This is a genomic window from Spirillospora sp. NPDC000708, assembly GCF_040299565.1.
GTDB lineage: Bacteria > Actinomycetota > Actinomycetes > Streptosporangiales > Streptosporangiaceae > Spirillospora.
The window spans coordinates 164,059-188,500 of the sequence record NZ_JBEPCJ010000002.1; the positions used below are offsets into that span (position 1 = coordinate 164,059).

Consider the following 24,442-nt stretch of genomic DNA (forward strand, 5'->3'; position numbering starts at 1 on the left):
GTCATTGCCAGGTGACGGTGAGGCGGGTGTTGGGGCGGTCGAAGGCGAATCGCCCCGGGGTGGGCTCCATGGGGCCTGCGGTCTCCGTGGGCTGGATCTCGAACTGGACGGATCGCGCCCGGTAGTCCTGGTTCCAGATCTGGATGGCGTTGACGACCCGGTCGGCGAGCTCCTCGGCGCGCGGCCCGTGTGCGATCACCCCGACCTCGTACCGCTGGTCGCCGTCGTCGTCCTCAACGGGGCGAACGGTGAGGTAGGCGAAGGCGTCCTTGTCAGGGACCGCCATGGCTCCCCAGCCGAACTGCGGCTTGACGAGGCCCTGATCGATGGCCGAGCGCTGAACGGGCATATGGCTGAGGGCATTCTCAATGCTGCAGGCGAGCCAGAGGTACAGCCACTCGACGGACTCGGAGCCACCGAACAGGACGCCGGTCCAGGCCTCCTCGCCTGGCCGATCCAGAGCTTCGGCGAGCGCGGCTTCGTCCACCGCCTGTTCGCGATTGACATGGAGGACGACGGAGTCATCGGGCCTCAGTGGGATGATGCGGCGGGCGTCATCGGCGATGCCGCGCAGGGGCATGAACGAGCACATCTCGCTGGATCGGCTCAGCCAGCGTCCGTCCTCGCGGGCGAAGGCGATCGAGCGCGACACACCGCCACGCAGCCGGAGCGGGACGACGATCAAGCCGTCCGGCGCGAGCTGGCCCAACCACGTCAATGGGAGATCACCTGCACCGACGGTGGCGATGACGCGGTCGTAAGGAGCGCCGTCCGGATGGCCGAGGGCGCCGTCGCCCAGGAGGACGTCGACGTTCCGCGCGCCAACTGCCGCCAGTCCAGTGCGGGCCCCTTGGACGATGTCGTCGTCGACGTCGATCGTGGTGACGTACCCGTCTTCACCGACCAGGTGAGAGAGCAGCGCGGCGTTGTATCCCGTGCCCGCTCCGATCTCCAAGACCCGATGGCCGCGCTCCACCAGCAGCTGTTCCAGCATCATCGCGACGACCGTCGGTTGGGATGCAGCACTGATCGAGACACCGCTGTCGTCCTGCTTTGTGTAGACCGCCTGGTCCGCGTAGGCCTCTTCGAGCGGCGACGCAGGAACGAAGACGTGCCGCGGCACGGCACGCAACGCGACCTCGACTCCCTCGGTGCCAACGGTGCCCTGCTGGCGCAGTTGGTCAACGAGGAGGTTGCGCAGGCGGTCGGCGTGGGCGGTCGTGTCGTTCGTTCCGGTGGCGGTCACCTCGGTGAGGTTAGAGCCGCTCCCTGGGCTTGGGAGACCGGGCGCGCCGTCGTCGTCGGTTCCCATGACCACCTCGCTTGTCAGCGTTGCCAGTGCGTTCTGTTCGGTATAAGTCAGGCCCAGGCGATTCCAGTGGAAGATCACGTGGTGGGCCAGCACGGCCCGCAGGCCGCGTTCCAGCCGTCCGCGCAGCGCCAGTTCGGCGAGCTGCTGTCCGGCTCGTTCGAAAGCTGAGATCCAGTCGGCGATGTCGGCCAGCGGGCCGCCGTGTACGAGGGTGCTCTCCGCACTCACGTCACTCGTCATGAGCCGACGGGCGGACGTGCCGGCGTCGCCCGCCATGCGGGGGCGGTCTGCGCGTCGCTGGTGGGCGACCTTCGCCCACACGTCACCCTGCTCGTACCAGTCCTGATTAGCGCCGCGCATCATCACGGTGCCGAGCAGAATCCCCAGTTCGCGCGCCCCCAGCCCAGGCGTCCCTGTGCGACGGCGGGCCAGGTATTCAAGGACGTGGCGGCTGTCGTGATGGAAGAGCTGGTGAGCGACCTCCATGGCCGTCCTGCCGCCGAAAGCGCGCGTCTCGGGTTCGTAGATGCCGACTGCCCATCCGATGAGCCGGCCGTCGCTCTTAAGGTCGTCCAGGACGTCCGCGAGATGATGTCGAGCGTCGTTTGCGCCGACCTGATAGCGGAGGCGCCAGTGAGGTGCTTTACGGACGAAGAACCACCGGCGGACCGCTCCGTCCTTCTCGGCATCGGCGAGAACAGGGCGGAGCGCCGTCGCGGCGATCTCGTCTACCTGCCTCCAGTCGGCGAAGTCGATGATGTACTGCGGCCAGTCCGAAGGGGCCATTCCGAGCCCTTCTCTTGCAGTTGTCAGGCGATCAAAAGACATGAGTCCCATCCCGAAGCCGGCGGACCACTGTGTAGCGCGTACAGCGCCAGCGCGACTCCTGCGGCTCCTTCGAGCAGCCCGAAGTCACTGGTGAGAAGGCCATTGGCTTGGGCGTCGGCGGTGGGCGTTCCGTCCGGGACGATCGCTTCGATCAGCTGCGGAAGATGGTCGCCCAAGCCGGAAGTGACCGCATCGCCGGCGCAGCGCGTCGCGACGAGTGCCAGCCCGGTGTAGCCGTGGCATAGCGAAAGGTCGGTCGTCATTTCCTGCTGTTGCGGATCAGTAAGGGCACCTACCAGGGCGTTCTCAGCCATCTGTTGTCGTGCGAGATCTCCCATGGCGATGGCCGCGAGCTGCTGGGCACGCGCGACGCCAGCGGTGCCGTAGCACCAGGAGGGACGGGATGGCTGGGCAACGACCGGGGATTCGCCTCGCAGTTGGGGACGCGTGATCCAGTAGGGCCACCACGGGCCGAAGTCACCGTCTTGCCGCCACCGGTCGAGCCAGGCACATATGCGGGAGATCGCCTCTTCGTGGCCCTCCACGACGACGCCGTCGCGCATCGCTAAGGACAGCAGTGCGAGCGGCCCGGCGATCCCGTGGGCCATGCCGGTGTTGGCATGCCCGCCGGGAAAGTTGCCGGACGGCCGCCCGCCAGGACCCGAGTCGGTCCACCATCCGGGGAGAATCTCTCCGGACTCGTCGACTGGCTCGGTGAGCCGAACGAGGTACCTCATGACGTCGCGAACCAGATCGGTATGCGACTTGCGCTGGAGGAGATAGCTCCCGAAGCCTGACAGGCCCCGAATGGCGTCGAATTCCGCGAGAGCCGGCCGCTCGTGCTGATCGAGGCGAGCTCGGGACACCTTCAGACGGCGCAGCGTCTGCTGGACGACTTGCTGGTCCAAGACATCTAGTGTCCGTGCGTACCGATCTCCGGCAGCGTGAAGGGCGAAGGCGATCGCCGGAACTCCGTAGTGAAGGTGGCTGTCCGGCCCCGCGCTGACACCATCGCGCGCCACGCAAGACAGCCAATCGTCAGCAGCCCGCCAGGACGCTCGACCGGCACGGGCCCGCTCGATATGGAGGAGGGCGACTCCGGCAGCGCCATGTGCAAGGGATTGGGGCCACCATTCGCGCTGCAGCGCACGTCCACGGACGACCTCTGGGGACTCCAACCGCTCACTGATCAGGTCGGCCATGGACAGGACAACGTCCTGGAGGGCTTCCTGCTGCAGCCGACTCACCGCTCGCTCCTCGTGGCGCGAGCTTGCCAGCGCAGTGCGGCTGCACGGGCCAACCGCAGGCACGTGCCCTCGTGATCAGGTTCTATGCCGACAGCGCGCATGTGATGCGCATGCAAGAGCGACGAGGCGACCGAATCCATGCTGATGCTGGGTTCGTCTGCCACGAAGGAGCGGTAGTTCGCCAAAGCATGATCCCGTTCCGCCCACGCCCGGACGATCGCCTCGCCGCCCGGTTCCGCACGCAGGGCTGACCAGGAATCCATAGGGTCAGCGAGACGCACCGACTCGGTCAGGACGTCCCGCGGCGCGGACACGACCTCCTCGGCGTTGGCGTATTCGATCAACCACCTCATGCCCAGCTGGGCAGAGCCGTGAAAGGCCGCTGCCATCGCGACGAACTGGGCAGCTACAAGCGCCTGCGGGTGCAGTTGCCTCGCTTCCCTCAATTGCACGCATACAGCTCGAGAGTCGGCCGCGAACACGGCCTCGGCGGACCTCATCGTGTCGCCGTCTCCCCAACGGCCCCGCTCCGGGTAGTGGGCGGCGAACTGCAGGTCGCGCACCAGGCCGTCCCTTCGGAGGTCGGCCGCCCAGTTACTCACGTGACGCGCGGCCGTCCCGAAGTCGCGAGCGTCGGGCAATGCGCCCCGGAGCCGTAGCTGTGGTTCTGGGGCGCGGTACCGGATGAACCACCAGGTTGGGTCCTCCTCCCATTTCGACCACAGCTCGGGAAGGCGTTCCGCGAGGATCTCGTTCTGCCGGCTCGGGTCTCCGTACAACTTGACGTAGAGCCACCGTGAGGCGCCCGGAAGATAGCCGTCTTCGCGTGTGGAAACGCAGGCCGCGATGCCAGATGCCATCGATCGCCGTGGCGCCGACCCGCTCCTCCTGAGGGGCAGGACGATCTCGTGGGGACGTCCGCCGAACCAACCGAAGGACTCGCTGCCCAACGCCTCCTCCAACACCACTCGCCCACTCCGCTGCTGATGCGCTTGCAGCAACTGGATGTGTCCCTCGTGGTCGAGGTCGAGCCGCAACCGTTGGTCACCGTCAGCGAGGGCCACAAGCTTGGGGAGCCGGCGCCGAGTACGCCAACCCTCAAATGACTCTCGCCATGAGACGCCACCCTCTGCGAATTCGGAGGCATCGAGCGTCCAGCGCGCAGGTGACAAGATCGCCCGCCGGTGACGCATCCGCGGCAGGAAGGGAAGGGAGCGAGCCGAGCCCCAGTCGAAGCCCGTGACCACCGCGCTCTGCGCCCGCCCCACCTCCAGCAGGAACCGCGCCAGCGGCGGCGTTGCGGTGCGGAGGTCCAAGGCGTGCGGCAGCGTCAGGGACACACGCCGACGACGACTGAGCGACGCCAGGTAGAGCCGCTCGTCATCACATCCCACAGCAAGGTCCTCCAGCCGCACATCAGTGGGTCCCGGCTGCCGGTGCTCGCCAAGGCTGAGCACGGAAGAGAGTAGTTCAGGGACGCGGGTGACGTCCGCGGCTCGCAAGCTGAGCGGAGCAAATGACAGCTGGACAGGTAGAGCTTCGTCAGCAGTCTCGCCGCGCATCGGTTCTCGTCCCGATGGCCAGAGGAGATCGACGAAGCGGCCGACCATGGTGTCGATGCCTCGCGAGACCGTGGCGACTTCCAGATCGAGCGCGCCGCGCTCGATGGCGTTCTCCGAAGAGGCCAAGATCCGGAAGCAGATCTCCAGATCCGCGGGCCACCTCGCCCTGGTCTCGTCCGGGCCGGCGACCCCGGCGATCGCAGCGTCGTCGAGAACAATCTCGCGTTGCCCGTCCAGGGCCGCAGTCTGTGCGAGTTCCGTGAGCCGTTCGTCTCGTCTGGATAACGGCGAGCGCTGCTCCCCGGGCGATCCCGGGTACCCGTCGGGGAAGCCGAGACCGACACCTGGGTTCACCAGCTCCAGAACCGGCACCAGCGTCCCGACTCCATAGCGCTCGAAGAACCGCGCGTGATACCCCTGCCAGGCCTCGGTGCCGAACGGATGCGCGGTCAGGCGTGCAAGGGCCGAGGCCGCCGCCTCCGCCTCCCGCTCGATCTGGGGTGGAAGAGCCAGCTCGCAGTCGAGCCGTAGATCGACCTCCAGAGGTCGCGGCGAGCCGCTGAGTTTGCTCATCCGCTCGGCCAGGGCAGTTCGGGCCGTTCTCGCCTCCTTGGTGGAAGCGGTGCAGTTGTGGCGTTCCAGCTCTCGGCTGATCTCTTTCAGCCGGCGCACCTGGTCTGCCGCCTGAGGAAGGCCGGCGGCGTCCACGGCGTCGAGTTGATCTACGAGGTGGCCGAGTGCGTTCCTGACGGTGCTCGGGGCGTGCAGTCCGCTGATCAGTACACGCTGCTGGATCAGACCGAACAGAAGGTCGTCGACCGCTGATGTGGTCGCGTCCGGGAACTCGGCCGATACCTGCTCGGCCAGCTCGCGATACAGGACCGGCGCTCCTGACGCGACGCTCCTGACCAGTTGCACAGCCGCCGTGTTCCGTACAGAGACCTCGCTCAAGACGGCCCTCCGATGACCGCCAGGCACTCGCAGTTGAGGAGCAATCAGCCGACCACCGCGCGGACGGCACAGGTTGTTGGCCATCACCGGCAACCGCTCGACGAGTTGCGCGCACGACTCGAGCCGGGCAATGACGTCGGCGAGCCAGGGGCCGCTGGCTCGCGCGATGGCCCGGTGATCGGCACCCCACCGCACCGACAGCCGCGGACCGGTCGACACCGGCGCCACACCGGCGAAGAGCCCGAAGGGCGTCGCTCGTCCAGTCATCCGCACCAGGTACCGCTCTACGGACAAAGTGGCACGTCGCACTCGTCGCGCAGAAGGAGCCTTCGCACTGCACACGGCGGCTACCTCTCGGGCGAGGTCGGGGCTGGCGTGTTCGATGGCCTCGGTCACGGCTTCGACAGCCCAGACCTCCCTGAGCCAGGCGCACCAATCGCGAACGTGAGCGGACGAGCCGTCGGTGAGGTCAGGCCAGTCGGGGACGGCCACCTCGACATGCCGGACGGCCCGCACAAGGCCTGGACCGTCGCACCGGTACAGCGCTCGCCCATCCCCGGATCCCATGAACCCCTCACACTGTCCGCTCTCGTCCGCTCCGCCGTCGCCGCTGAGGCTTCAGCCGACGTTGGTGGCGCATGCACTCGGGCAGGAGCTGCCGCAGCCGTCGTCGGTGAGGTTGATGAGCGCGGCGAACTCGTCGCCGGACTCGATGATGCGGATGTCCAGGTCGAACGGGTCCGAGTCGGTCGCGGGGCCGGACAGCGGGGCCGGGCTGTTCATGCTGGGGGCCATCGTGAAGCTCCTTGGCGTCGCTTGGCGGTGAAATCCGCCCTTCGAGGCGCGGGGGGGACCCGCGCAGTGCGACGTTAGGAAGGCAACCTTGGGCCGGTCGACGAGTGTGACTGGATGTGACAGGTCACCTTTGGGCAGCGACCGCACGGCGCGCCGCATCGATCAGGCGACGCGCTCGGACTCCGTACACGGCGGCGTCGGCCAGTGCCGTGAAGATCTGCGCGTACATCGCGATCTCACGCGGGTGGGTGATGGTGAGGTAGCCGGACACCAGCTCCACGCTGACCTCCTCGGCGTCATGGATCCAGAAGTCCTCGACAGGCCGTGTTGCCCGGTCGCTTCTCATCGGGACGATTCCGAACGACACCGACGGCATCGAACCCACCCGCGCCAGATAGTCGAGCTGGCGCAGCATCACGTCCGGCCCGCCGACCCCGGTCCGCAGAACCGACTCCTCCACCAAGAACGCGAACGTGCGTCCCGGCCGGCGCAGGATCTGCTGCCGCTCCATCCGGACCGCCACAGCGGCCTCGACGTCGTCCACCAGGCCCCGGCGCTGCTGAACCGCGCGCAGCACCGCCCGCGTGTAGTCCTCCGTCTGCAGCAGCCCCGGCAGCAGCCACGACGAATAGGTCCGGAACACGCGGGTGCGCTCGAAGAGGGGAAGCACCGATTCCTGTGCTTGCTTCAGCCCGCCGCGCTCCATGCGCCGCCACTCGACCCACATGCCGTCAGCGGCGTGCAGGGACGCCACCAGGTCTTCCGCTTGATCCTCCGCACCGCAGACCTGGCACCACGTCCGGATGTCGAGGGCGGACGGCGAGCGCCGGCCGTGCTCGATATGAGAGATCTTCGTGCGATCCCACCCTGCCGCGGCCGCCAGTTCCCTGGCTGTCAGGCGCGCCTCGGTGCGGATCTCCTTGAGCTGGTCAGCGAGCGCCTGTCGCGCGGCCTGCGCGGACGATGATGGCGAGTTCGGCACGACGACAACGCTCGCGGAGTTCAGGACGGCTTGTAGTCCTCATGTGGGATCGCCCGTTCCCACACCGCCTCGAAGGCCGACGAGCACAGGGCGACCAGCGCAGGGTCGTCCCGATTCTCCGGCCCCAGCGACGAGCCGTTCCCGGCGAAGTGGTTGAACTGCACGAGCCGGTCGTCGAACACCCAGTAGTCGTTCACCGGTACGGCCAGATCCAAAGCCCGGCGCCGGGGCAGCCACCTCACCTGCTCGCCCGCCGCGATGTTCATCGGCGTAAGCCCGTGCTCGTAGGCGATGTAGTCCGTGACCGGCTCGGAGACAATCCGCACGCGCCGTACCGTCACCCCGCGAGCGACCAGCGGCGCCACCAGGTCGATCCACTCCTGACCCCACTCGATCGGGTCGAACGGGTCCCCGTCCCGCCAGCGCAGATAGTCCGGGTCCTCCGGCGTGTAGATGTCGCGCTGCTCCAGGTGCACAGCCGACCGCCGGCACCCGGTCAGCAGCGACGTGAACGACTCCGGGACGGTCCCGTCCGGCCCGTCATTCCCCGTGTCGGCCTGGCCCGCGCCTTCCCCGCTCGTACGTGCCATTAATCGCCTCCAGGATGATGTCCTTCATCACCGGCGGCAGCTTGACCACCACCTCGTCCGGGCCGATCGGACTGTGCCCGTCGACCTCGGCCAGGGCCCGCGGGTCGGTGACCTGCTCGCCCTGGAACCACACGTCTCCGGTGTCCTCATCGACGTACACCGCCGGACACTCGTTCTTCGGAGTGTCCGGGGTGATACCAACGAAACTTAGCCGCATGACGTCCTCCAGCGTCGTGAGTGTGACCAAGAGTGACCGCCGCCCGCTCGACCTTCGCCCACCCCTGAACCGCCGTCAACCCGCATCCGAGTCGGCCGCTGACCAAGAAGCCTCTTCCGATGGCCGAGTCTTGGAGGTTCGACGAGGACGGCGCCGAGACGTTGAGCCCCTTCAGGCATCGTCGAAGGTCATCGGCTTCCCGTTCAGGTAGCGGCGGTACTGAAGAGCCAGTACGGGCAGCGGCAGCAGCGGCCAACGAGTGACAGCACCGCTGGCCTTGTCGACGACAAGGCCGACAGGGGTCTCGGCCGTCGGGATAGGAGGCGGCTCAGGCATCACCACCTGGACCGGGACCGCCAGGAAGCCGTCCCCGAACTCCCGAATGTGGATGAGGGTCGGCTCCTGATCGCTGCAGGGCCACCGAGCACGGGCGCGCCGCCAGGCTTCGGCCGCGTCGATCATGGGCGCTCACCGTCCGGGCCTTTGAAGAGCGTGATCAGGCCAGGTGGGTTTTCCGGCGGTGGAGAAACCGTGCCGCCGTGGACGTGCACGATCGCCCGAACAGCGCGATCGGCATCTCTCACCGGGGCGATCTGGCGGTTCGGGGTAGGCCGGTAGGCGAAGTACGCCTTGCCCGCATCGGCGCAGACGATGATCTCCGCCATCCTTTGCGGGTCTGGATGGGTGTCAGGCGGCCAGACCCGAAGCACCGGTCGTTCTTGAACGACAAGCGAACAGGTCCAGCCACGTTTCACGAGCGGTCCTGCGAGGGCCTGCAGCAGCTCTGACGGCTGCAGATGCGAGCCGGAAGCCGACTCATTGGGCGTGCTCACTGAGGAGAACTCCTCCGTCAATCGCAGTAGGGAAACCAGGACCGGCGGCGGAACCCACGGGGGGCAGGCTCCGGGAGGGAAGCCTCGGTTCGCACCGCCGGTCCTGGGGTCTAGGGGTGGACGGGTCAGAACGAACGGCCACCGCCGGGGAGCGCGAACGCCACGGCTTTGCCGGGACGCCCGGTCGCGCAGATGATCGTCGGGTACGCCCGGCACCGTCCGCCCGCGAGCCGGTGCACGATCGCCAGACCGTGCCCGCTCTCCTGCGGCATCTCGTCGGCGTGCGCAGGACCATCGGGAGAGGCGTCCTGATGGAGCTTCGCGAACACTTCCGGGATACCGACCAGATCGCTGTCACTGTCGATGACCTCGCACCAGACCGGCCGTCCGCCGGCCACGACGAAGCGGATCTCGTACGGCCCGTCCGCATGGGAGACGGCGTTGGCGGCCAGTTCACCGACGGCCAGCTCCGCATCACCGACGGCCGGCTCATCGACACCGGCGTCCCGAAGGACCTCGCGAACGATCTGCCGGGCCCGGCGCGCGGCCTTCGCGTCGGGCAGCGCGTGGGCGACGAGGTGATGGCTCGACCGCGCCTGCTCGCTGATCGGCGACTCGGCTCCAGGCCCGGCCATCAGGTCCAAGCAATATCTGCTGGGCTCCGCCACGGTCGCACCTCCTATGGGGTCACGGGTCTCGACCACCGACGGCCCGACCCTGCATGTGTGACAGCACAGTGACGCAGGGTTATGGTTCGGCCAATCGCAGTTGGTCCGCGACTCAGCAGAAACCGTGGTGCGACCACGGAAAGCTCTCCGGAAACCGTGGCCGGCCCACGAGAAGGCACCGCAAGGCGGGCAGGTTCACATCGAGCCCTGTCGGAGCCGCTTACGCTGGACGGACAGCGTCAACCGACCTCGGTGGAACATCGTTGGGAGAGCGGATGGCCCGAGGAGAGCACACCCCTTCCTGCGCCCGGCGGTGGCGCGAACGCGCCGGACACGAATCCTGGAGCACGTGGCAGCTGGTGCAGGCGATCCATGGCTGCTGTGGAGTAAGCCTGCTGAAGGCACACCGCCTGGCCCGCGGCTGGACGGCCAGAGTCGCCATCGACGAACTCGCCGGCCTCTGCGAGCGCGAGAACCTGGACCCACCGCAAGCCAACATCGACCTGCTCAACGCCTGGGAGAACGGGCGTGCCCGCCCCCGTCCCGACACCCTCGACCGGCTCGCGCGCCTCTACAAGGCCAACCCCGTACGGCTCGGACTGGCCGTCGACTACTCCGACGATGACGAGCCCAACGAAGTCGTGGTCGTTCCCGCCATGCGAACCCCACCGGCACAGCCCCGGCCACCGGACGTACCGGTTCTCGTCCCCAGCGCACTGCACGCGCCTGCAGGCGAAGCCGACCAGAGCCTGAGCCGCCGAGCGCTGTTCCACAACGCCCTCGCCGGCCCATCTGCCACCGCCAGCGGACGCCTGCTGGCTGAGGTCGAAGAGCTCCGTCGCGCGATGGACCGGACGCTCGCCTCCGGCACGGTCACCGAAGACCAGATGGACCGCCTCGACGAGATGGTCCTGCAATGCCGTCGCGACTACCTCACCACCCCGCCCCTGCCGATGCTGTGCCAGCTCATGCTCGAGTTCAGCGACGTTCAGAACCTCACCGCACAACGGCAGCCGGGGCCGATCCAGTGCCGGCTGGCCCGTGTGGCCGCCGCGCTCGCCCTGCTCAGCGCGGACGCGCTGATGAAACTCGGCGACATCCGGCAGGCACGCGCCTGGTACGGGACGGCCAAGACAGCCGCTGACGAGACCGGCGACCCGCAGCTGCGCGCGCTCGTCCGAGCCCAGGAAGCGATGCTGCCTTACTACTACGGCGACCTCGCCGAGACCGTGCACCTGGCACGCGAGGCACAAGCTCTGGGACGGGCCACTCCTGGCTCGCCCACCGCGCTCGCGGCAGCCGCCGAAGCCCGCGCCCTCGCCCGGTTGGGAGACCAGGCAGGCGCCACCACCGCTCTCGTGCAAGCCCAACGGCTCTTCGCCAAGATCAAGACCCGCAATACCGGGGCGCTCGCCTTCGACTTCACCGAGCAGCGCCTCTACCTGTACATGAGCGGCGCCTACGCCCACCTCCCCCGCCTCAAGCACACCGAGAACGTCCACGAATCGGCCCTTGCCCTCTGCCCCATGAACAGCCCCGGTATCGACCCAACGCTCATACGACTTGACCAGGCCACCGGCCTGGCCCGCAGCAAGCGCGAGAAGGAAGCCTGCGAACTGGCCGCTCAGACCTTGCTCGACCTTCCTGGCGACCAGCGAACGAGCATCGTGTTCGTCCGGGCCCGCGACGTCCGGGCCGTCATCCCCATCGACCGCCCGCGCGACAAAGCACTGAAGACCCTCGACGAGGCCCTAGCGCTCGAAGCGTCTCCCGCCCCGGCCGTCATGGACAGACAGCACCATGCCTAACCAGCTGACCGGCGCCACCGATCTACGCCGGCGCGCGCACGCCGCCCTGACCGAGGTGTGCGACCTCGTGGGCCTCGACGCCACCGGCGCGGAGCTGCTCCGGCTGCGCAGCAATGCGGTCTTCAAACTGCAGGCGCCGATCATCGTCCGCATCGCCACCGCCCCCAACGCCGCCGAACGGCTCCCCGCCGTCCTCGCCGTGACGCGCTGGCTCGCCGACCGAGGCTTTCCCACCGTCGAACCCGCAGACGGGATCACCACGCAGCCCGTGGCCGTCGACGGCGTCACCGCCACTTTCTGGCGCTACGTCCCGAGCTCAGCCACCGGCGTCAGCACCACCGACCTCGGCCACCTACTGCGCGACCTCCACAACAGCCCGCCTCCGCCGTTCCCCGTCCGGTCCCTGACCGACCCCCTGGCCAGCATCCGCGCAACCGTCCAACTCCACCCCGGCGTCCTCACCCCGGCCGACCAAGCATGGCTGACCACCCGCATCACCCACCTCACCGACGCATGGAGGGCACTGCCCTTCGTCTCCCCGCCCACGCTCGTCCACGGCGACGCCTGGATCGACAACCTGCTACGCCACCAGGACGGCCATGTCGTCCTCGGAGACTGGGACAGCGTCGCCATCGGCCCCCGCGAATGGGACCTCATCCACAGCTACCACGGCCAGCGCCGCTTCGGCCTCTCCCGAACCGACGTCGACACCTTCGCCGCCGCCTACGGCTACGACCTGCGCACGTGGGCCGGCTACGAGACCCTGATGCAGATCCGCGACGTCTACGCCATCGGCATCCACATCCGCAACGCTCCCGGCGACCCCTTCTCCCGCCAAGAACTAAAACACCGCCTGAGCTCCCTGAAGACCGACGCAACGGCCGTCCCCTGGCACATGAAGCCTTAGCGTTCGGGCACCCCAGTCATCACCTTCCACTCCGATCGCGACTTGGCAGCAGCAAGCGAGGCCTCGTCGAGGTTGAATATCAAGTTAAGAGAGATCACCTTTCACTCACGTCACGGCTTCTCCTCCCGTGCGCATGCGGAGGCACCCGCGGCTGGTGGACCGGCCGCGGGTACCTCCCCTTTTACTTTTCGGTGTTACCCCGCCTCGGAACCGGTGTCGCTCGGGCCGTCCTCGTGGGCGCTGTCGGTGTCGTGCGCGCTCTCGGTCTGGCCGTTCTTGTTCGCCTCGTTGCCGGCTTCGTTACCGGTCTCGTTGTCGGCCTTGTTGCCGTCCTCGGTCTCGGTGCCCTTCTCCGAGCCGTTCTCGTTCGACTCGTTCTCGGCGCCCTTTTGGGCTGTCTGCTGGGTGCCGTCGTGGTCGGGGCCGGTGGTCGGGTCGGCGCCCTGTTCGTCGGCGCCTTGGTCATCGGCCTGGTCGGGGGCGGGGGGCGTGGCCTGCCGGGAGATGGCCGGGGACTTGGCGTGCGCGGGGGACGCGGAGGCCGCGCCTGCGAGCGATGCGCCCGCGGCTCCGAGGGCGAGGACGCCGAACGCCGTGGCCGCGATCTTCCGGTTGAGCTTCATGTATCCGCCTTTCACGGATCGGCTGTTGGAGTGACCCAGTATGCGAATCCGCAGGTGAGACGACCGTGTACGCGGAATGTGAAGGTTGACATGTGCGCCGGCCGGGGGAGGCCCGGGCCTCATTCGTCGTGCGCGGGCCCGTCCTGGGCGGGGGTTGTCGGAAGTTCTAGACGGACCCGGGCGCCTCCGCCCGGGGGGTTGTCCGCGACGGCTCGCCCGCCGTGGGCGTGGGCGATGGAGCGGACGATGGCCAGGCCCAGCCCGGTGCCGCCGTCGGCCCTGCTGCGTGCGGTGTCGGCGCGCCTGAACCGTTCGAACGCCACGGGCAGGAACTCGGGCGGGAAGCCGGGTCCGTGGTCGCGCACCTCGATCACCGCGACGGCCCGCCGGTGCCTGCCGTGGCGGCCGAGCCCTACGTCGATGACGCCGCCCGGGGGCGAGTAGCGCAGGGCGTTGTCGAGCAGGTTGTCGACGGCCTGCCGCAGGCGGTCGGGGTCGGCGGTCAGGCGCAGGTGCTCGTCTCCGCTCAAGCGCAGCGTGACGCGATGGGCGGCGGCCCGTGCGGACGCCGACCGGACCGCCGCGGCCAGGACGTCGTACGGTGCCATCGGCCGTGGCCGCAGGAAGGCGTGGCCTTCGTCGGCGCGGGCGAGGAGCAGCAGGTCTTCGGCCAGTCGGATGAGCCGGTCGGTGTCCTGCGCCGCGGCGTCGACAGCGGACGCCAGGGCCTGGCGGGAACGTCCCGGCTGCTGCGCCAGCTCCAGTTCTGCTTTGAGGGTGGTCAGGGGTGTGCGCAGCTCGTGGCCGGCGTCGGCGACGAAGCCGCGCTCGCGGGCCAGCGCGCGGGCCAGCCGGTCCAGCACCGCGTTCATGGTCGTGGCCAGGGTCGCGATCTCGTCGCGCGTGCCTGGCACGCGCAGCCGGGCGTCGATGTCGTGCTCGGAGATGTCGGCGAGGCGCCGCCGCAGCCGTTCCACCGGCCGCAGTGCCGCTCCCGCCAGCAGGTAGGCGCCGAATCCCACGAGCGCCGCGGCGGGCGGCCCGGCGGTCAGGAAGATCATGCCGGTGCAGGCCTCGGTCGCTTCCACGATCTGCGTGCTCGCGCCGACCACGACCACGACCGTGCGGTCGCCGTTGCGGGCAGGGACGCCCAGCATCCGGTACCGCTGCCCTTCGATGACGGCCGTGAACTGCTCGGATCCTTTGGCCGCGTCCCGCAGCCGGGTGCCGCCGGCCAGCGGCCCCCGGCTGTCCCCGCTGTTCTCCAGTACTTTCCCGCTGGTGGACAGCACTTGGGTGACGTCGTCGGATCCGGTGTCGGAAGTCTCGGCCCGCCCGTTGCCTTCATGCTCTCTGGAGGGTGCGGGGGGCGTTGGAGCCGAGGAGGCCAGGCGTGTCACCTGGGCGTCGGCGCGGGCGCGCAACGAGTCGTCCAGCGAGGAGTTCATCCCGGTCGCCAGCTGCTGGCGGAACAGCAGGCCGACCCCGCCGATCAGGATCACGGCGCCCAGCGTGAACAGCAGCGCCAACCGCCACCGCAGCGGCACGGCCGGTCATCCCCCTTCGGAGGGATCCAGGGGCCGCAGCCGGTAGCCCGCGCCGCGCACGGTCTCCAGGTGCGACTCCGCACCGGGTTCGTCGATCTTGCGCCGCAGGTACGCCACGTACTGGTCGACGACGTTGGACGCTCCGTCGTAGGCGTAGTCCCAGACGTGCTCCAAGATCGTGGTCCGGGTCAGCACGTCACCGGGATACCGCATGAACAGCTCCAGCAGCGCGAACTCCTTGGCGGAGAGCGGCCTTTCGGTCTCCCCGCGCCATACCCTGCGGCTGGAGGGATCCAGCCGCAGGTCCCCGACGGTCAGCAGCGCCGGCCGCTCCTTGGCGCCCCGGCGGACCAGTGCCCGCAGCCGCGCCAGCAACTCCGCGAAGCTGAACGGCTTGGTCAGGTAGTCGTCGGCGCCGGCGTCGAGCCCGTGGACCCGGTCGCCGACCGCGTCGCGGGCGGTCAGCATCAGCACCGGCGCCCAGCAGTCCTGCACCCGCAGCCGCCGGCACACCTCGAACCCGTCGAGCCCCGGCAGCATGACGTCCAACACGATCGCGTCATAGGGGTTCTCCACCGCCTGCCACACCGCGTCAGGGCCGTTGGCGGCGACATCGACGGCGTAGCCCTCTTCGCGCAGCCCGCGCTGCAACAGCGCCGCTGTGCGGATCTCGTCCTCGACGACCAGCACTCGCACCCTTCCAACGTAGAACCGCCGCATGTGAGAACGATGTGAACCGGCCCCTGACGGGCCGGGCCGCAGCACAATGCGGGTGCGTTACCAGTACTTACCTTATGTGTCTTATGTATCACTATCCGTGACAGTGGGTAGTTGAGTGGTGCTTCCCCCCGAGACAGGCGAAACGCGCATACCTGGGGGTGAGCATGAGGGACCGGCGAATGACGATCTGGTGCGGCCCTGCATCGTTCCTCCTCGCCGTTCCGGTCCTGCTGGCGGCCTGCGGCACGGCGAGCGAGACCGGATGGTCGTCGGCTCGGCGTCAGGTCCGGCCGGGGGCGGCACGGCAGGAGGCGTCGGCGATGGCGACGGTCCGCCGCACCGTCCCGCTGGGCAAGTCCGTCCAGGGGCGTTCGATCACGGCGGTCGAGGTGGGCGACCCGCATGCCGCGCGGCGGGTGCTGGTGGTGGGCTGCGTGCACGGGGACGAGCCGGCCGGGATACCGGTGGCGCAGGCCCTGGCCGCCGGGCCGGGGCCGTCCGGCGCGGACCTGTGGGTGGTGCCGGTGCTCAATCCGGACGGCATGGCGGCCCGGACGCGCGGCAACGCGCACGGCGTCGACCTCAACCGGAACTTCCCGGCCGGCTGGCGCCGCATGGACGCGCCCGGCTCAGTGCACTACTCCGGCGCGGGTCCGCTCTCGGAGCCGGAATCGGGATTCGCGGCTGACCTGGTCCGGCGGATCCGGCCGACCGTCGCCATCTGGTTCCACCAGCACCTGGCCGTGGTCGACGGCTCCGAGGGCCCCAAAGACGTCGAGCGGCGCTTCGCCCGCGACGTCGGGCTCCCGGTGCGCACCCTGACCGACTATCCAGGCAGCGCCACCGGCTGGGAGAACACCATCGTGCGCGACAGCGCCTTCGTGGTGGAACTCCCCGCCGGACGACTCTCGGCGCAGGCGGTCCGCCGGTACGCCGACGCCGTCCGCCGGATCACCGGACCCTGACCGCAGGGCCGTCCACCGCCCAGCCACCTCGCGCCCCCTTGGCCCTACCTCGGCTTCGCCGCCGGCGCCGGTATTGCTTTTCCCGAGAAACACCCTCACTGTATCCAATATGGATACAGTGAGGTGGCACTCATGGGTGGGGTGAGGCCGACCCCCGCTCAGTTCTCGATCCTCCTGACGCTGGCGCAGGGCGAGATGCACGGCTATGCGATCATGAAAGCAGTCGGAGAGGAGCAGGGACCCCGGCTGGGGCCGGGCACCCTGTACCGCTCGATCAAACAATTGCTGGACGCCGGGTTGATCGCCGAGGCGGGTGATCGGCCCGACCCGGACTCGGCCGACGATCAGCGCCGCCGTTACTACCGGCTCACCGGCACCGGACGGCAGCTCGCGCAGGCCGAAGCCGCCCGCTTGGACCGGCTGATCGATCGCGCCCGAAGCGTCGGGCTGCTCCCGCCGATGCGTCCGAGGCACGCATGACGCCCCCGCCCGAACCGGCCTCGCGCGGCTCACGGGCTCTGCGGGCGCTGATGAGGCTGTATCCGGCCGACTATCGGCGCGAGTACGCACCACTGATAGCGCAACTCGTTCACGACCTGGCGCGAGAGGCCCAGGCTCGCGGTCCTCTCGGCCGCGCCGCGTTGTCCGCGACGGCCCTCGCCGACCTGGCCGTGACCGCGCTGCAGGAACGCCTCTCCCGCTCGCGCCCGCTGAGCCGGTCCGCTCTGGTCCGCTGGTCCGGTCTGGCGTCGGCCGCCGGAGGTGCCGCCTTCATGGCAGGCATGCTGACGCCGTTGCACGGGCCGCTGCGGATCGCCGTCCCCGCCGGCGTGCTCGGCATGGCCGCCGGGGCGGCGGGACTCTTCGCGGTTCTTCACGGCCGAAGGCCCGGCCTGGAACGGCTCGGCCTCCTGCTGGCAGGCAGCGGCCTGGCGCTGGGCCTGCTCGGCATGACCGCCGGAGACGCACTCGGACCCTTCAACCGGTGGGGCCGGCTCCTGAACGACGGCGAGCACCTCGGCTTGGCGTTCATCGGGGCCGGCATGGTGACCTGGGGCTTTGTGGCGGTGCGTACCGGCGCCCTGGGCCGATGGAGTTTCACCCCCATACCGATCGGCCTGTGCGGGTTGGCCGGACTCACCTTCATCGCCCCCGACACCTTCCGAGCCCTGGAGAACGGTCCGCTGCCTCTGGTCTTCTCAGGAGCCTGGATTCTGCTGGGGCTCGCCCTGCTACTGCGCGGTGACACTGAAGTCCGCGCACCAGTCACCTCGTTCTAACCTCCGCATGTCCTCCGGATCAGCGGAAGACGCCGGTGTGGCCGAGGGAGTAGCGACCCGGCTGGGGATACACGCACAGGCCGTGGGGTCCGTCGCCGACGCGGACGCGGCGGATCAGCCGGCCGGTGGAGGTGGAGATCGCATAGACCTCGGAGTTGTAGCGGCCCGACAGCCACAGCACCTTTCCGTCCGCCGAGACACCGCCCATGTCCGGTGAGCCGCCGCCGGGCAGCCGCCAGCGGCGCACGACCCGGCCGGTCTTGAACGAGATGAGCGAGATGGTGCCCTCGCCGCGGTTGGTGACGTAGAGGGTCGTGGAGTCGCGGCTGACGTACAGGCCGTGCGCGCCCTTGCCGGTGGGGATGAAGCCGGTCTTGCGGAAGGTCGCGGCGTCGATCGTCCAGACGCCGTTGGTGGCCATGTCGGCGATGTAGAAGGTCTTGCCGTCCGGGGACGTCTTCACGTCCTGCGGCATCGCGTGGTCCGCCAGTTTGACGGCGCCCGTGACCTGCTGCCGGCGGGTGTCGAGGCGCAGGACGTCGCCGGAGAACTCGCAGGCGGTGAGGAAGAAGTCGCCCGACGCCGAGAAGTCGGCGTGGTTGGGGCCGGTGCACGGCACGTTCACGCGTTTGCGCACCTGCATCGTGTGGGCGTCCCGGAAGTCGATGCGCTGGAGCCGCTCCGCCATGATGATCGCGAAGCGGCCGTCCGGGGTGAAGTACATGTTGTAGGGGTCGTCGACCTTCACGGGCTTGCCGGGCGTGCCGGTGCGCGGGTCGATCGGGACGAGGTCGTTGGAGTCGTTGTCGTTGACCCACAGCGTCTTGAGGTCCCAGGAGGGGACGACGTGCTGCGGCCTGCGGCCGACCTTGAACCGTCCGATCCGCTTGAACGTCTTCTGGTCCAGCACGATCACGTCGCCGCCCTCGGAGTCGGGGACGTACACCCGCGCCGGCAGGTCGCGGACCGCCGGGCCGAGCAGGCCGGGCCGGTCGTGCTCGTACAGGTCCACCGGCGATTTCAGCACCTTGGCGACGGCGTTCCCGGGCGCCTGTTCGCTCGCGCCGCCGGCGGGGCCCTCGGAGGAGCACGCCGCGGCCAGCACCCCCGCGGCGGCCACGATCACCCATCGGCGCCTCATGCCCTCAGCCCAGTTCATGGCCGCCGTCAAGGAACGACTTCGCCACGCTCGGCTCCTCACCCGGCCACTGCCCCACCGCCATGGCCGTGACATGCGCGCCTGCCGCGTTCACCTCGCGCAGAAGGCGCTGCGCCAGGACCGCGTCGCCCGACCCGTGAAACGTCAGAGCGACGCTACGAGCAGCCCGCGACCTGTGCATGATCTCCTGCGGGCACGACCGGACGGACTCTGCCGACACAGCGGGGCCGGTCCCCGAGAGAGCCGCTCCGCGGCTGGCGTCTACACCGTCACCAGAACGGCCGCCACAGGCTCCGCACAACCCCGCACCCGCCAGACCGGTCACACCCTGTCAACACGGTACGTCTCCGATTTGTCACGATCCGTAGCCTACATTCGGCCGCATCGGACAAGGTCAACTGCTGGCGCAAGATTCGTCAATAACAGCGCGGGCATCGCGAGCAGGAGCCGGAGAACGCCTGGCGTCCACATGCGGCACTGCCTGCCGCCTGAAGCGTCGGGATGCCACCCAGGAGAGACGGGAACGTCAGCTTAGGTTAGCCTAAATTCGGCCATATCTCCCCAGCCGCTGGCTCGATCCTCGCAGGAGCACATGTGTCCCAAGACGCGGTCGCATCCCGCTGGCTCCTCGGCACGCATTCGCCGACCCCGGCGAACCCGCCCGCCCGGCCGCTGGCCGACGTCCCTCCTGGAAGCCGGGTCCGGGTGCTTGAGGTGATCTCCACCGGGGCCGACGCGGTCGGTCGCAGGCTCGGTGCGCTGGGGTTCACTCCCGGCACAGTCGTGGAAGTGGTGCGCCGGGCCCCGCTGGGCGATCCGGTGATCTACCGTTTGAAGGACTACGAGGTGTGCTTGCGGCGGACGGAGGCGGCCAGGATCCGCACCCGCGAGACGGCGAAATGAGCCACGACCACGGTGGCGGCTGCCATGGGCCGACCGGCGGGGCCGGAGTACTGAGCGGGCAGGCCCGGATCGCCCTGGTCGGCAGCCCGAACGCGGGCAAGACCAGCGTCTTTAACGGTCTCACCGGCCTGAACGCGAAAACAGGCAACTACCCCGGGGTCACCGTCTCACGGTACGTCGGCACCCTGCGGGCGGGCGCGACCCAGGTGGTGCTGGAAGACCTGCCGGGCACCTACAGCCTGGACCCGATCAGCCCGGACGAGCAGATCACCGTCGGTGTGCTCGACGGCTCCGGGGAGGGGTTGGACCAGCCCGATGCGGTGCTGGTCGTTCTAGACGCCACCACGCTGCGGCGCTCCCTGCCCTTTCTGGCCCAGGTCCTCGCGCGAGGGCTGCCGACCTGCGCGGTGGTGACGTTCACCGACGAGCTGGGCCGCCGCGGCGGAACGTTGGACGTCGAACGGCTCGCGCAGGCTCTCGGCATCCCGGCGCTGGCGGTGATCGGGCACCGAGGCGGCGGGCTGGCGCGGCTGCGGGAGCAGTTGGCCGACTGGCGCTCCTGGGACCCGCCTCCGGTCCCTCCCCCGGACGACCCCGAAGAACTGGACGCCTGGGCGTCCTCGGTGCTTTCATTCGCGGGATTCCGCTCCGGTTCGCGGGACAAGGTGACGCAGCGGATCGACGCCGTCCTGCTCCACCCGGTCGCCGGCACGGTCGTCTTCCTCGCCGTCATGCTGCTGTTCTTCCAGACCATCTTCACCCTGGCCGCCCCACTGCAGGGCTGGATCGAGACCGGATTCGGGCGGCTGTCGGGGTGGGTGCACGCCCACGTCGGGATCGGCTGGCTGGCCGGGCTGCTCGGCGACGCCGTGATCGGCGGCGTCGGCGGGGTGCTGGCGTTCGTGCCGCAGATCATGCTGCTGTTCCTGCTGATCGCCGTGCTGGAAGGCGTCGGGTACATGTCGCGGGCGGCGTTCCTGATGGACCGGGTGATGGCGAAGGCCGGGCTGGAGGGCCGGGCGTTCGTCGCGCTGCTGTCGTCGGTCGCCTGCGCCATCCCTGGCATCATGGCCACCCGGACCCTGCCCTCGGCACGGGACCGGCTGGCCACCATGATGGCCGCCCCGCTGATGACCTGCTCGGCCCGGATTCCGGTGTACGTGCTGCTCATCGGCGTCCTCGTCGACCCGCACTCGCACTGGGGGCCGTTCGGCGCCCAGGGCCTGATCATGTTCGGGCTGTACCTGCTCGGCGCGGTCTCGGCGATGCTGGCGGCCTGGACGTTCAAGAAGCTCGGCAACCGCAACCAGCCGCTGCTGCCCTTCCACATGGAGATGCCGCCCTACCGGCTGCCCTCCGCGCGCTCCGTCCTGCTGGCGATGACCGACTCCGCCCGGGCCTTCCTCCGCAAGTGCTCCACCATCATCGTGGCCGCCACCGTGATCCTCTGGCTGCTGCTCAACCTGCCCGCCGCATCCGACCGGCACCTCACTGAGGCAGGGGTCGACCGCGGCGACGACGCCGCCGTCGCCGCCTACGTCATCGACCACAGCTACGCCGCCCATCTCGGCCGCGCCGTCTCGCCGGTGTTCGCCCCCCTGGGCTTCGACTGGCGGATCAACATCGGCGTCCTGTCGGCCCAGGCCGCCCGGGAGACGTTCGTCGCCACCCTCGGCCAGGTCGCCTCCGCCACCGATCCCGAGCATCCGGCCCGAGCGCTCAGCACGCTGACCCGCGACGACGGGCGGGACAAGGGCCGCCCGCTGTTCACCGCCGGCACGATCGCCGCGCTGCTGGTGTACTTCGCCTTCGCCATGCAGTGCATGGCCACCATCGGCGTGCTGCGCCGGGAGACCGGCACCTGGCGCTGGCCCCTGATCGCCTTCGGCTACCTGACCACGCTCGCCTGGATCATGGCCTTCCTGGCCCACACCGCCGTCACCGCGCTGGCCGGGTGAGCGTCGTGACGATCCCCCTGCACCCCCAGCGCACCGACCACCCCGACGAACTGCGCTGGCACGTCCCGCCCGGGACCCTGCCCGCACCCGGACCGGCCGAGGACCCGAGGGACCTTCTGCCGGCCCTGCTCGACGACGCGACCCTCGTCGCCGTCCGGGTCGAACCCGACGCAGTCGTCACCCGCCTCGCCCCCGGCCGCGAATGGCGTACCGAAGGCCCCCGCATCCGCACCGCCCTGCACACCGCCCTGACCGGCCTCGCCGACCGGCGGTCCGCCCCGGCCGGTCCCGCATCCGGTGGCCGTGTCGAGCCGGGCGGGGACGAGGCGCTGCGGGCGACCGCCGAAGAGCTGATCGCCGGCCGGGTCGGCGACCTGGCCCGCGGCCACGGCGGCCGGATCGATCTCGTGGCCGTGCACGGCGGCGTCGTCGAGGTCGCCCTGCACGGCGCCTGCCACGGCTGCCCCGCCGCCCGCACCACGCTCACCGTCCACCTGGAGGACCGGCTACGGGCGCTCCACCCGGCGTTCCGCGCCGTCCGCACCGCCTCCGCCCCAGGACCACGGCGACGTATGCTTCCCCTCGCACCCGTACGCCGGCGCACTCGGCACGACGCGGCGGAAAAGGATCGGTAGCGCGGCACGGCGCTCTCAATGGACGACCTCGCCGAAGGGCACCGATCTCCGCTCCCCGCGCGGCCGCGTCCATCCCGCGATGTAGCCATACATCAGCCGGCGGACCCTGCGACCTGCCGGAATCATCCGATCGAGGGACGAACGAGCCAGGACCGGCCCCCTAGCGTTCATGCTGAGCACACCGCTGACGCTTCCAAGGACACGATCATGATCGAGGCCAAGGGCCTTACCAAACGCTATGGCGACAAGACGGCGGTCGATGATCTGTCGTTCACCGTCCGCCCTGGCGTCGTCACCGGCTTCCTCGGCCCGAACGGGGCGGGCAAGTCGACGACGATGCGCATGGTCCTCGGGCTGGACCGGCCCACTTCCGGTTCGGTGACCGTCAATGGGCGGCCCTACGCCGACCATGCGGCACCCTTGCACGAGGTCGGCGCCCTCTTGGAGGCCAAGGCCGTCCACACCGGCCGGACCGCCCATAACCATCTGCTCGCGCTCGCCGCGACCACCGGCATCCCCCGCAGCCGGGTCGACGAGGTCACCGACCTGGTCGGCCTGCGCGACGTCGCCCGCAAGCGCGCCGGCGGGTTCTCCCTCGGGATGGGCCAGCGGCTCGGGATCGCGTCGGCACTGCTGGGCGATCCGCGAACGCTGATCCTCGACGAGCCGGTCAACGGCTTGGACCCCGAGGGCATCCTGTGGATCCGCAACCTGCTGAAGGACCTGGCCGCCGAAGGACGCGCGGTCTTCGTCTCCTCCCATCTGATGAGCGAGATGGCCCTGACCGCCGACCATCTCATCGTCATCGGGCGTGGCAGGCTGATCGCCGACACGTCCGTCACCGAGTTCATCGAGCGCGCCTCCACCGGCCGGGTCAAGGTCCGCTCGCCCGAGGCCGCGCGGCTGCGCGACCTGCTGGCCGGCCCGTCCGTCACGGTGGCCGAGCCCGAGGAGGGCACCGTGCTCGTCAGCGGGCTGACCAGCGATCAGATCGGCCGGACGGCCTCCGCCAACGGGATCACGCTGCTGGAGCTTTCACCGCAACAGGCTTCGCTGGAAGAGGCGTTCATGGAGCTGACCGGCGAGTCCGTCGAATACCGGGCCCCCGCCCGAACCCTCGAGGAGTCCGCGGCATGACCACCGCCACCGCGGCCCCCCTACGGACCGGCAGAGTCACCGTGCGGCGCGTCCTGAACTCCGAGTGGATCAAGCTCTGGACCCTGCGCTCCACCTTCTGGTCGCTGCTCGCCGCGATCGTCGCCACCATGGCCCTCGGCATGCTGTTCAGCTGGGGCTTCGCCAGCCGCCTCGGCGACCACAGCCGGCCCATCGACGACGCCGCGACGATGGCGGTGACCGTGCCGCTCCGGCCCTACGTCATCGCCCAGCTCGCGGTCGGCGTGCTCGGCGTCATGGTGATCACCGGCGAGTACTCCACCGGCATGATCCGCGCCACCCTCTCCGCGGTCCCCGGCCGGCTCCCCGTCCTGTGGGCCAAGGCCGCGGTGTTCAGCGTGGTCGTCCTGATCCTGATGGAGATCGCGTCGTTCGCGACCTTCCTCGGCGGCGAGGCGATCCTGTCCTCCCGGCACGTCCAGGCCACGCTGTCCTCACCGCAGGCGCTGCGGATCGTCATCGGGGTCGGGCTCTACCTCACGGTAGTCGGGCTTCTCGGCACCGCGCTCGGCACCATCATCCGCAGTACGGCCGGTGCCATCGCCGCGCTGTTCGGCATCCTGCTGGTGCTCCCGGTCCTCGGCGAGGTACTCAATCTCACCTCCTGGGGCAAGCACATCACGCCGTACCTCCCGAGCAACGCCGGCGGCGACCTGCTCACCAACGCCCCCGACCCCGGCTCGCTCGCCCCGTGGACGGGATTCGGCGTCTTCGTCCTTTACACCGCCGTCGCGATGGCGGTGGCCGCGTACCTGCTCAAGCGCAGGGACGCCTGA

General features: G+C 69.5%; 24 protein-coding genes. 10 read left to right on the plus strand and 14 right to left on the minus strand.

What is annotated here, in order from left to right; genetic code table 11:
* Position 1: 1 nt before the first annotated feature.
* From fxlM to ABT299_RS02380, 10 genes are all read right to left on the minus strand, one after another.
* A complete protein-coding gene (gene fxlM / locus ABT299_RS02335; RefSeq protein WP_500249506.1) occupies positions 2 to 2,098 on the minus strand; it encodes a methyltransferase, FxLD system in 2,097 nt (698 codons plus the stop codon).
* 23 nt (positions 2,099 to 2,121) lie between these two features.
* Complete coding sequence (locus ABT299_RS02340) at positions 2,122 to 3,387, minus strand: lanthionine synthetase C family protein (RefSeq protein WP_500249507.1); 1,266 nt, start codon at positions 3,385 to 3,387, stop codon at positions 2,122 to 2,124.
* A complete protein-coding gene (locus ABT299_RS02345) occupies positions 3,384 to 6,467 on the minus strand; it encodes a lantibiotic dehydratase (RefSeq protein WP_387028414.1) in 3,084 nt (1,027 codons plus the stop codon). Before ABT299_RS02345 ends, ABT299_RS02340 begins: the two co-directional genes overlap by 4 nt.
* 51 nt (positions 6,468 to 6,518) lie before the next feature.
* Entirely contained in the window at positions 6,519 to 6,695 is a 177-nt protein-coding gene (locus ABT299_RS02350; protein WP_151538273.1) for an FxLD family lanthipeptide, read from the minus strand.
* A 124-nt stretch (positions 6,696 to 6,819) separates the two neighbouring features.
* Positions 6,820 to 7,677: a helix-turn-helix domain-containing protein gene (locus ABT299_RS02355; RefSeq protein ID WP_500249508.1), complete on the minus strand. Its 858-nt coding sequence runs from the start codon at positions 7,675 to 7,677 to the stop codon at positions 6,820 to 6,822.
* 20 nt (positions 7,678 to 7,697) lie between these two features.
* Positions 7,698 to 8,267: a DUF6879 family protein gene (locus ABT299_RS02360; RefSeq protein ID WP_500249509.1), complete on the minus strand. Its 570-nt coding sequence runs from the start codon at positions 8,265 to 8,267 to the stop codon at positions 7,698 to 7,700.
* The gene (locus ABT299_RS02365; RefSeq protein WP_500249510.1) at positions 8,218 to 8,427 is read right to left on the minus strand and encodes a hypothetical protein; all 210 of its coding nucleotides are present in this window, start codon (positions 8,425 to 8,427) and stop codon (positions 8,218 to 8,220) included. Before ABT299_RS02365 ends, ABT299_RS02360 begins: the two co-directional genes overlap by 50 nt.
* A gap of 228 nt (positions 8,428 to 8,655) precedes the next feature.
* The gene (locus ABT299_RS02370) at positions 8,656 to 8,946 is read right to left on the minus strand and encodes an SUKH-4 family immunity protein (protein ID WP_500249511.1); all 291 of its coding nucleotides are present in this window, start codon (positions 8,944 to 8,946) and stop codon (positions 8,656 to 8,658) included.
* Positions 8,943 to 9,317, minus strand: coding sequence for a hypothetical protein (locus ABT299_RS02375; RefSeq protein WP_500249512.1), 375 nt, complete (start codon positions 9,315 to 9,317; stop codon positions 8,943 to 8,945). The genes ABT299_RS02370 and ABT299_RS02375 overlap by 4 nt, the downstream gene beginning before the upstream one ends.
* A gap of 125 nt (positions 9,318 to 9,442) precedes the next feature.
* Positions 9,443 to 9,985, minus strand: coding sequence for an ATP-binding protein (locus ABT299_RS02380; RefSeq protein WP_387028423.1), 543 nt, complete (start codon positions 9,983 to 9,985; stop codon positions 9,443 to 9,445).
* A 275-nt stretch (positions 9,986 to 10,260) separates the two neighbouring features.
* On the opposite strand from ABT299_RS02380, the gene ABT299_RS02385 reads away from it, so the two are divergent.
* Both ABT299_RS02385 and ABT299_RS02390 read left to right on the plus strand, forming a co-directional pair.
* Entirely contained in the window at positions 10,261 to 11,793 is a 1,533-nt protein-coding gene (locus ABT299_RS02385) for a helix-turn-helix domain-containing protein (RefSeq protein ID WP_387028425.1), read from the plus strand.
* The gene (locus ABT299_RS02390; RefSeq protein ID WP_387028427.1) at positions 11,786 to 12,700 is read left to right on the plus strand and encodes a phosphotransferase family protein; all 915 of its coding nucleotides are present in this window, start codon (positions 11,786 to 11,788) and stop codon (positions 12,698 to 12,700) included. Before ABT299_RS02385 ends, ABT299_RS02390 begins: the two co-directional genes overlap by 8 nt.
* Positions 12,701 to 12,894: 194 nt before the next feature.
* On the opposite strand, the gene ABT299_RS02395 is transcribed toward ABT299_RS02390, so the two are convergent.
* The 3 genes from ABT299_RS02395 to ABT299_RS02405 all read right to left on the minus strand — a co-directional run bounded on the left by ABT299_RS02395 (position 12,895) and on the right by ABT299_RS02405 (position 15,566).
* Entirely contained in the window at positions 12,895 to 13,323 is a 429-nt protein-coding gene (locus ABT299_RS02395; RefSeq protein ID WP_387028429.1) for a hypothetical protein, read from the minus strand.
* Between the two features lie 119 nt (positions 13,324 to 13,442).
* Positions 13,443 to 14,870: a sensor histidine kinase gene (locus tag ABT299_RS02400; RefSeq protein WP_500249513.1), complete on the minus strand. Its 1,428-nt coding sequence runs from the start codon at positions 14,868 to 14,870 to the stop codon at positions 13,443 to 13,445.
* A 6-nt stretch (positions 14,871 to 14,876) separates the two neighbouring features.
* On the minus strand, positions 14,877 to 15,566 hold the full coding sequence (locus ABT299_RS02405; protein ID WP_500249514.1) for a response regulator transcription factor: 690 nt from the start codon (positions 15,564 to 15,566) through the stop codon (positions 14,877 to 14,879).
* A gap of 203 nt (positions 15,567 to 15,769) precedes the next feature.
* Here ABT299_RS02405 and ABT299_RS02410 point away from each other — a divergent pair, with 203 nt between their 5' ends.
* The 3 genes from ABT299_RS02410 (at position 15,770) to ABT299_RS02420 (ending at position 17,835) form a co-directional block, all read left to right on the plus strand.
* The gene (locus ABT299_RS02410) at positions 15,770 to 16,555 is read left to right on the plus strand and encodes a DUF2817 domain-containing protein (protein ID WP_387028434.1); all 786 of its coding nucleotides are present in this window, start codon (positions 15,770 to 15,772) and stop codon (positions 16,553 to 16,555) included.
* 132 nt (positions 16,556 to 16,687) lie between these two features.
* Entirely contained in the window at positions 16,688 to 17,035 is a 348-nt protein-coding gene (locus ABT299_RS02415; RefSeq protein WP_387028436.1) for a PadR family transcriptional regulator, read from the plus strand.
* A 50-nt stretch (positions 17,036 to 17,085) separates the two neighbouring features.
* Positions 17,086 to 17,835 (plus strand): hypothetical protein, encoded by a 750-nt coding sequence (locus ABT299_RS02420; protein ID WP_387028437.1) that lies wholly within the window; start codon positions 17,086 to 17,088, stop codon positions 17,833 to 17,835.
* 19 nt (positions 17,836 to 17,854) lie between these two features.
* On the opposite strand, the gene ABT299_RS02425 is transcribed toward ABT299_RS02420, so the two are convergent.
* Positions 17,855 to 18,976 (minus strand): YncE family protein, encoded by a 1,122-nt coding sequence (locus ABT299_RS02425; RefSeq protein ID WP_500249515.1) that lies wholly within the window; start codon positions 18,974 to 18,976, stop codon positions 17,855 to 17,857.
* Positions 18,977 to 19,588: 612 nt separating this feature from the next.
* Here ABT299_RS02425 and ABT299_RS02430 point away from each other — a divergent pair.
* From ABT299_RS02430 to ABT299_RS02450, 5 genes are all read left to right on the plus strand, one after another.
* Positions 19,589 to 19,897 (plus strand): FeoA family protein, encoded by a 309-nt coding sequence (locus ABT299_RS02430; protein WP_387026924.1) that lies wholly within the window; start codon positions 19,589 to 19,591, stop codon positions 19,895 to 19,897.
* Positions 19,894 to 21,855: a ferrous iron transporter B gene (gene feoB, locus ABT299_RS02435; protein ID WP_387026925.1), complete on the plus strand. Its 1,962-nt coding sequence runs from the start codon at positions 19,894 to 19,896 to the stop codon at positions 21,853 to 21,855. Before ABT299_RS02430 ends, feoB begins: the two co-directional genes overlap by 4 nt.
* Before the next feature lie 5 nt (positions 21,856 to 21,860).
* Positions 21,861 to 22,490, plus strand: a complete 630-nt coding sequence (locus tag ABT299_RS02440; RefSeq protein ID WP_500249516.1) for a NifU family protein — start codon at positions 21,861 to 21,863, stop codon at positions 22,488 to 22,490.
* A gap of 207 nt (positions 22,491 to 22,697) precedes the next feature.
* Positions 22,698 to 23,627: an ABC transporter ATP-binding protein gene (locus ABT299_RS02445; RefSeq protein ID WP_387026927.1), complete on the plus strand. Its 930-nt coding sequence runs from the start codon at positions 22,698 to 22,700 to the stop codon at positions 23,625 to 23,627.
* Entirely contained in the window at positions 23,624 to 24,442 is an 819-nt protein-coding gene (locus ABT299_RS02450; protein ID WP_387026928.1) for an ABC-2 transporter permease, read from the plus strand. The genes ABT299_RS02445 and ABT299_RS02450 overlap by 4 nt, the downstream gene beginning before the upstream one ends.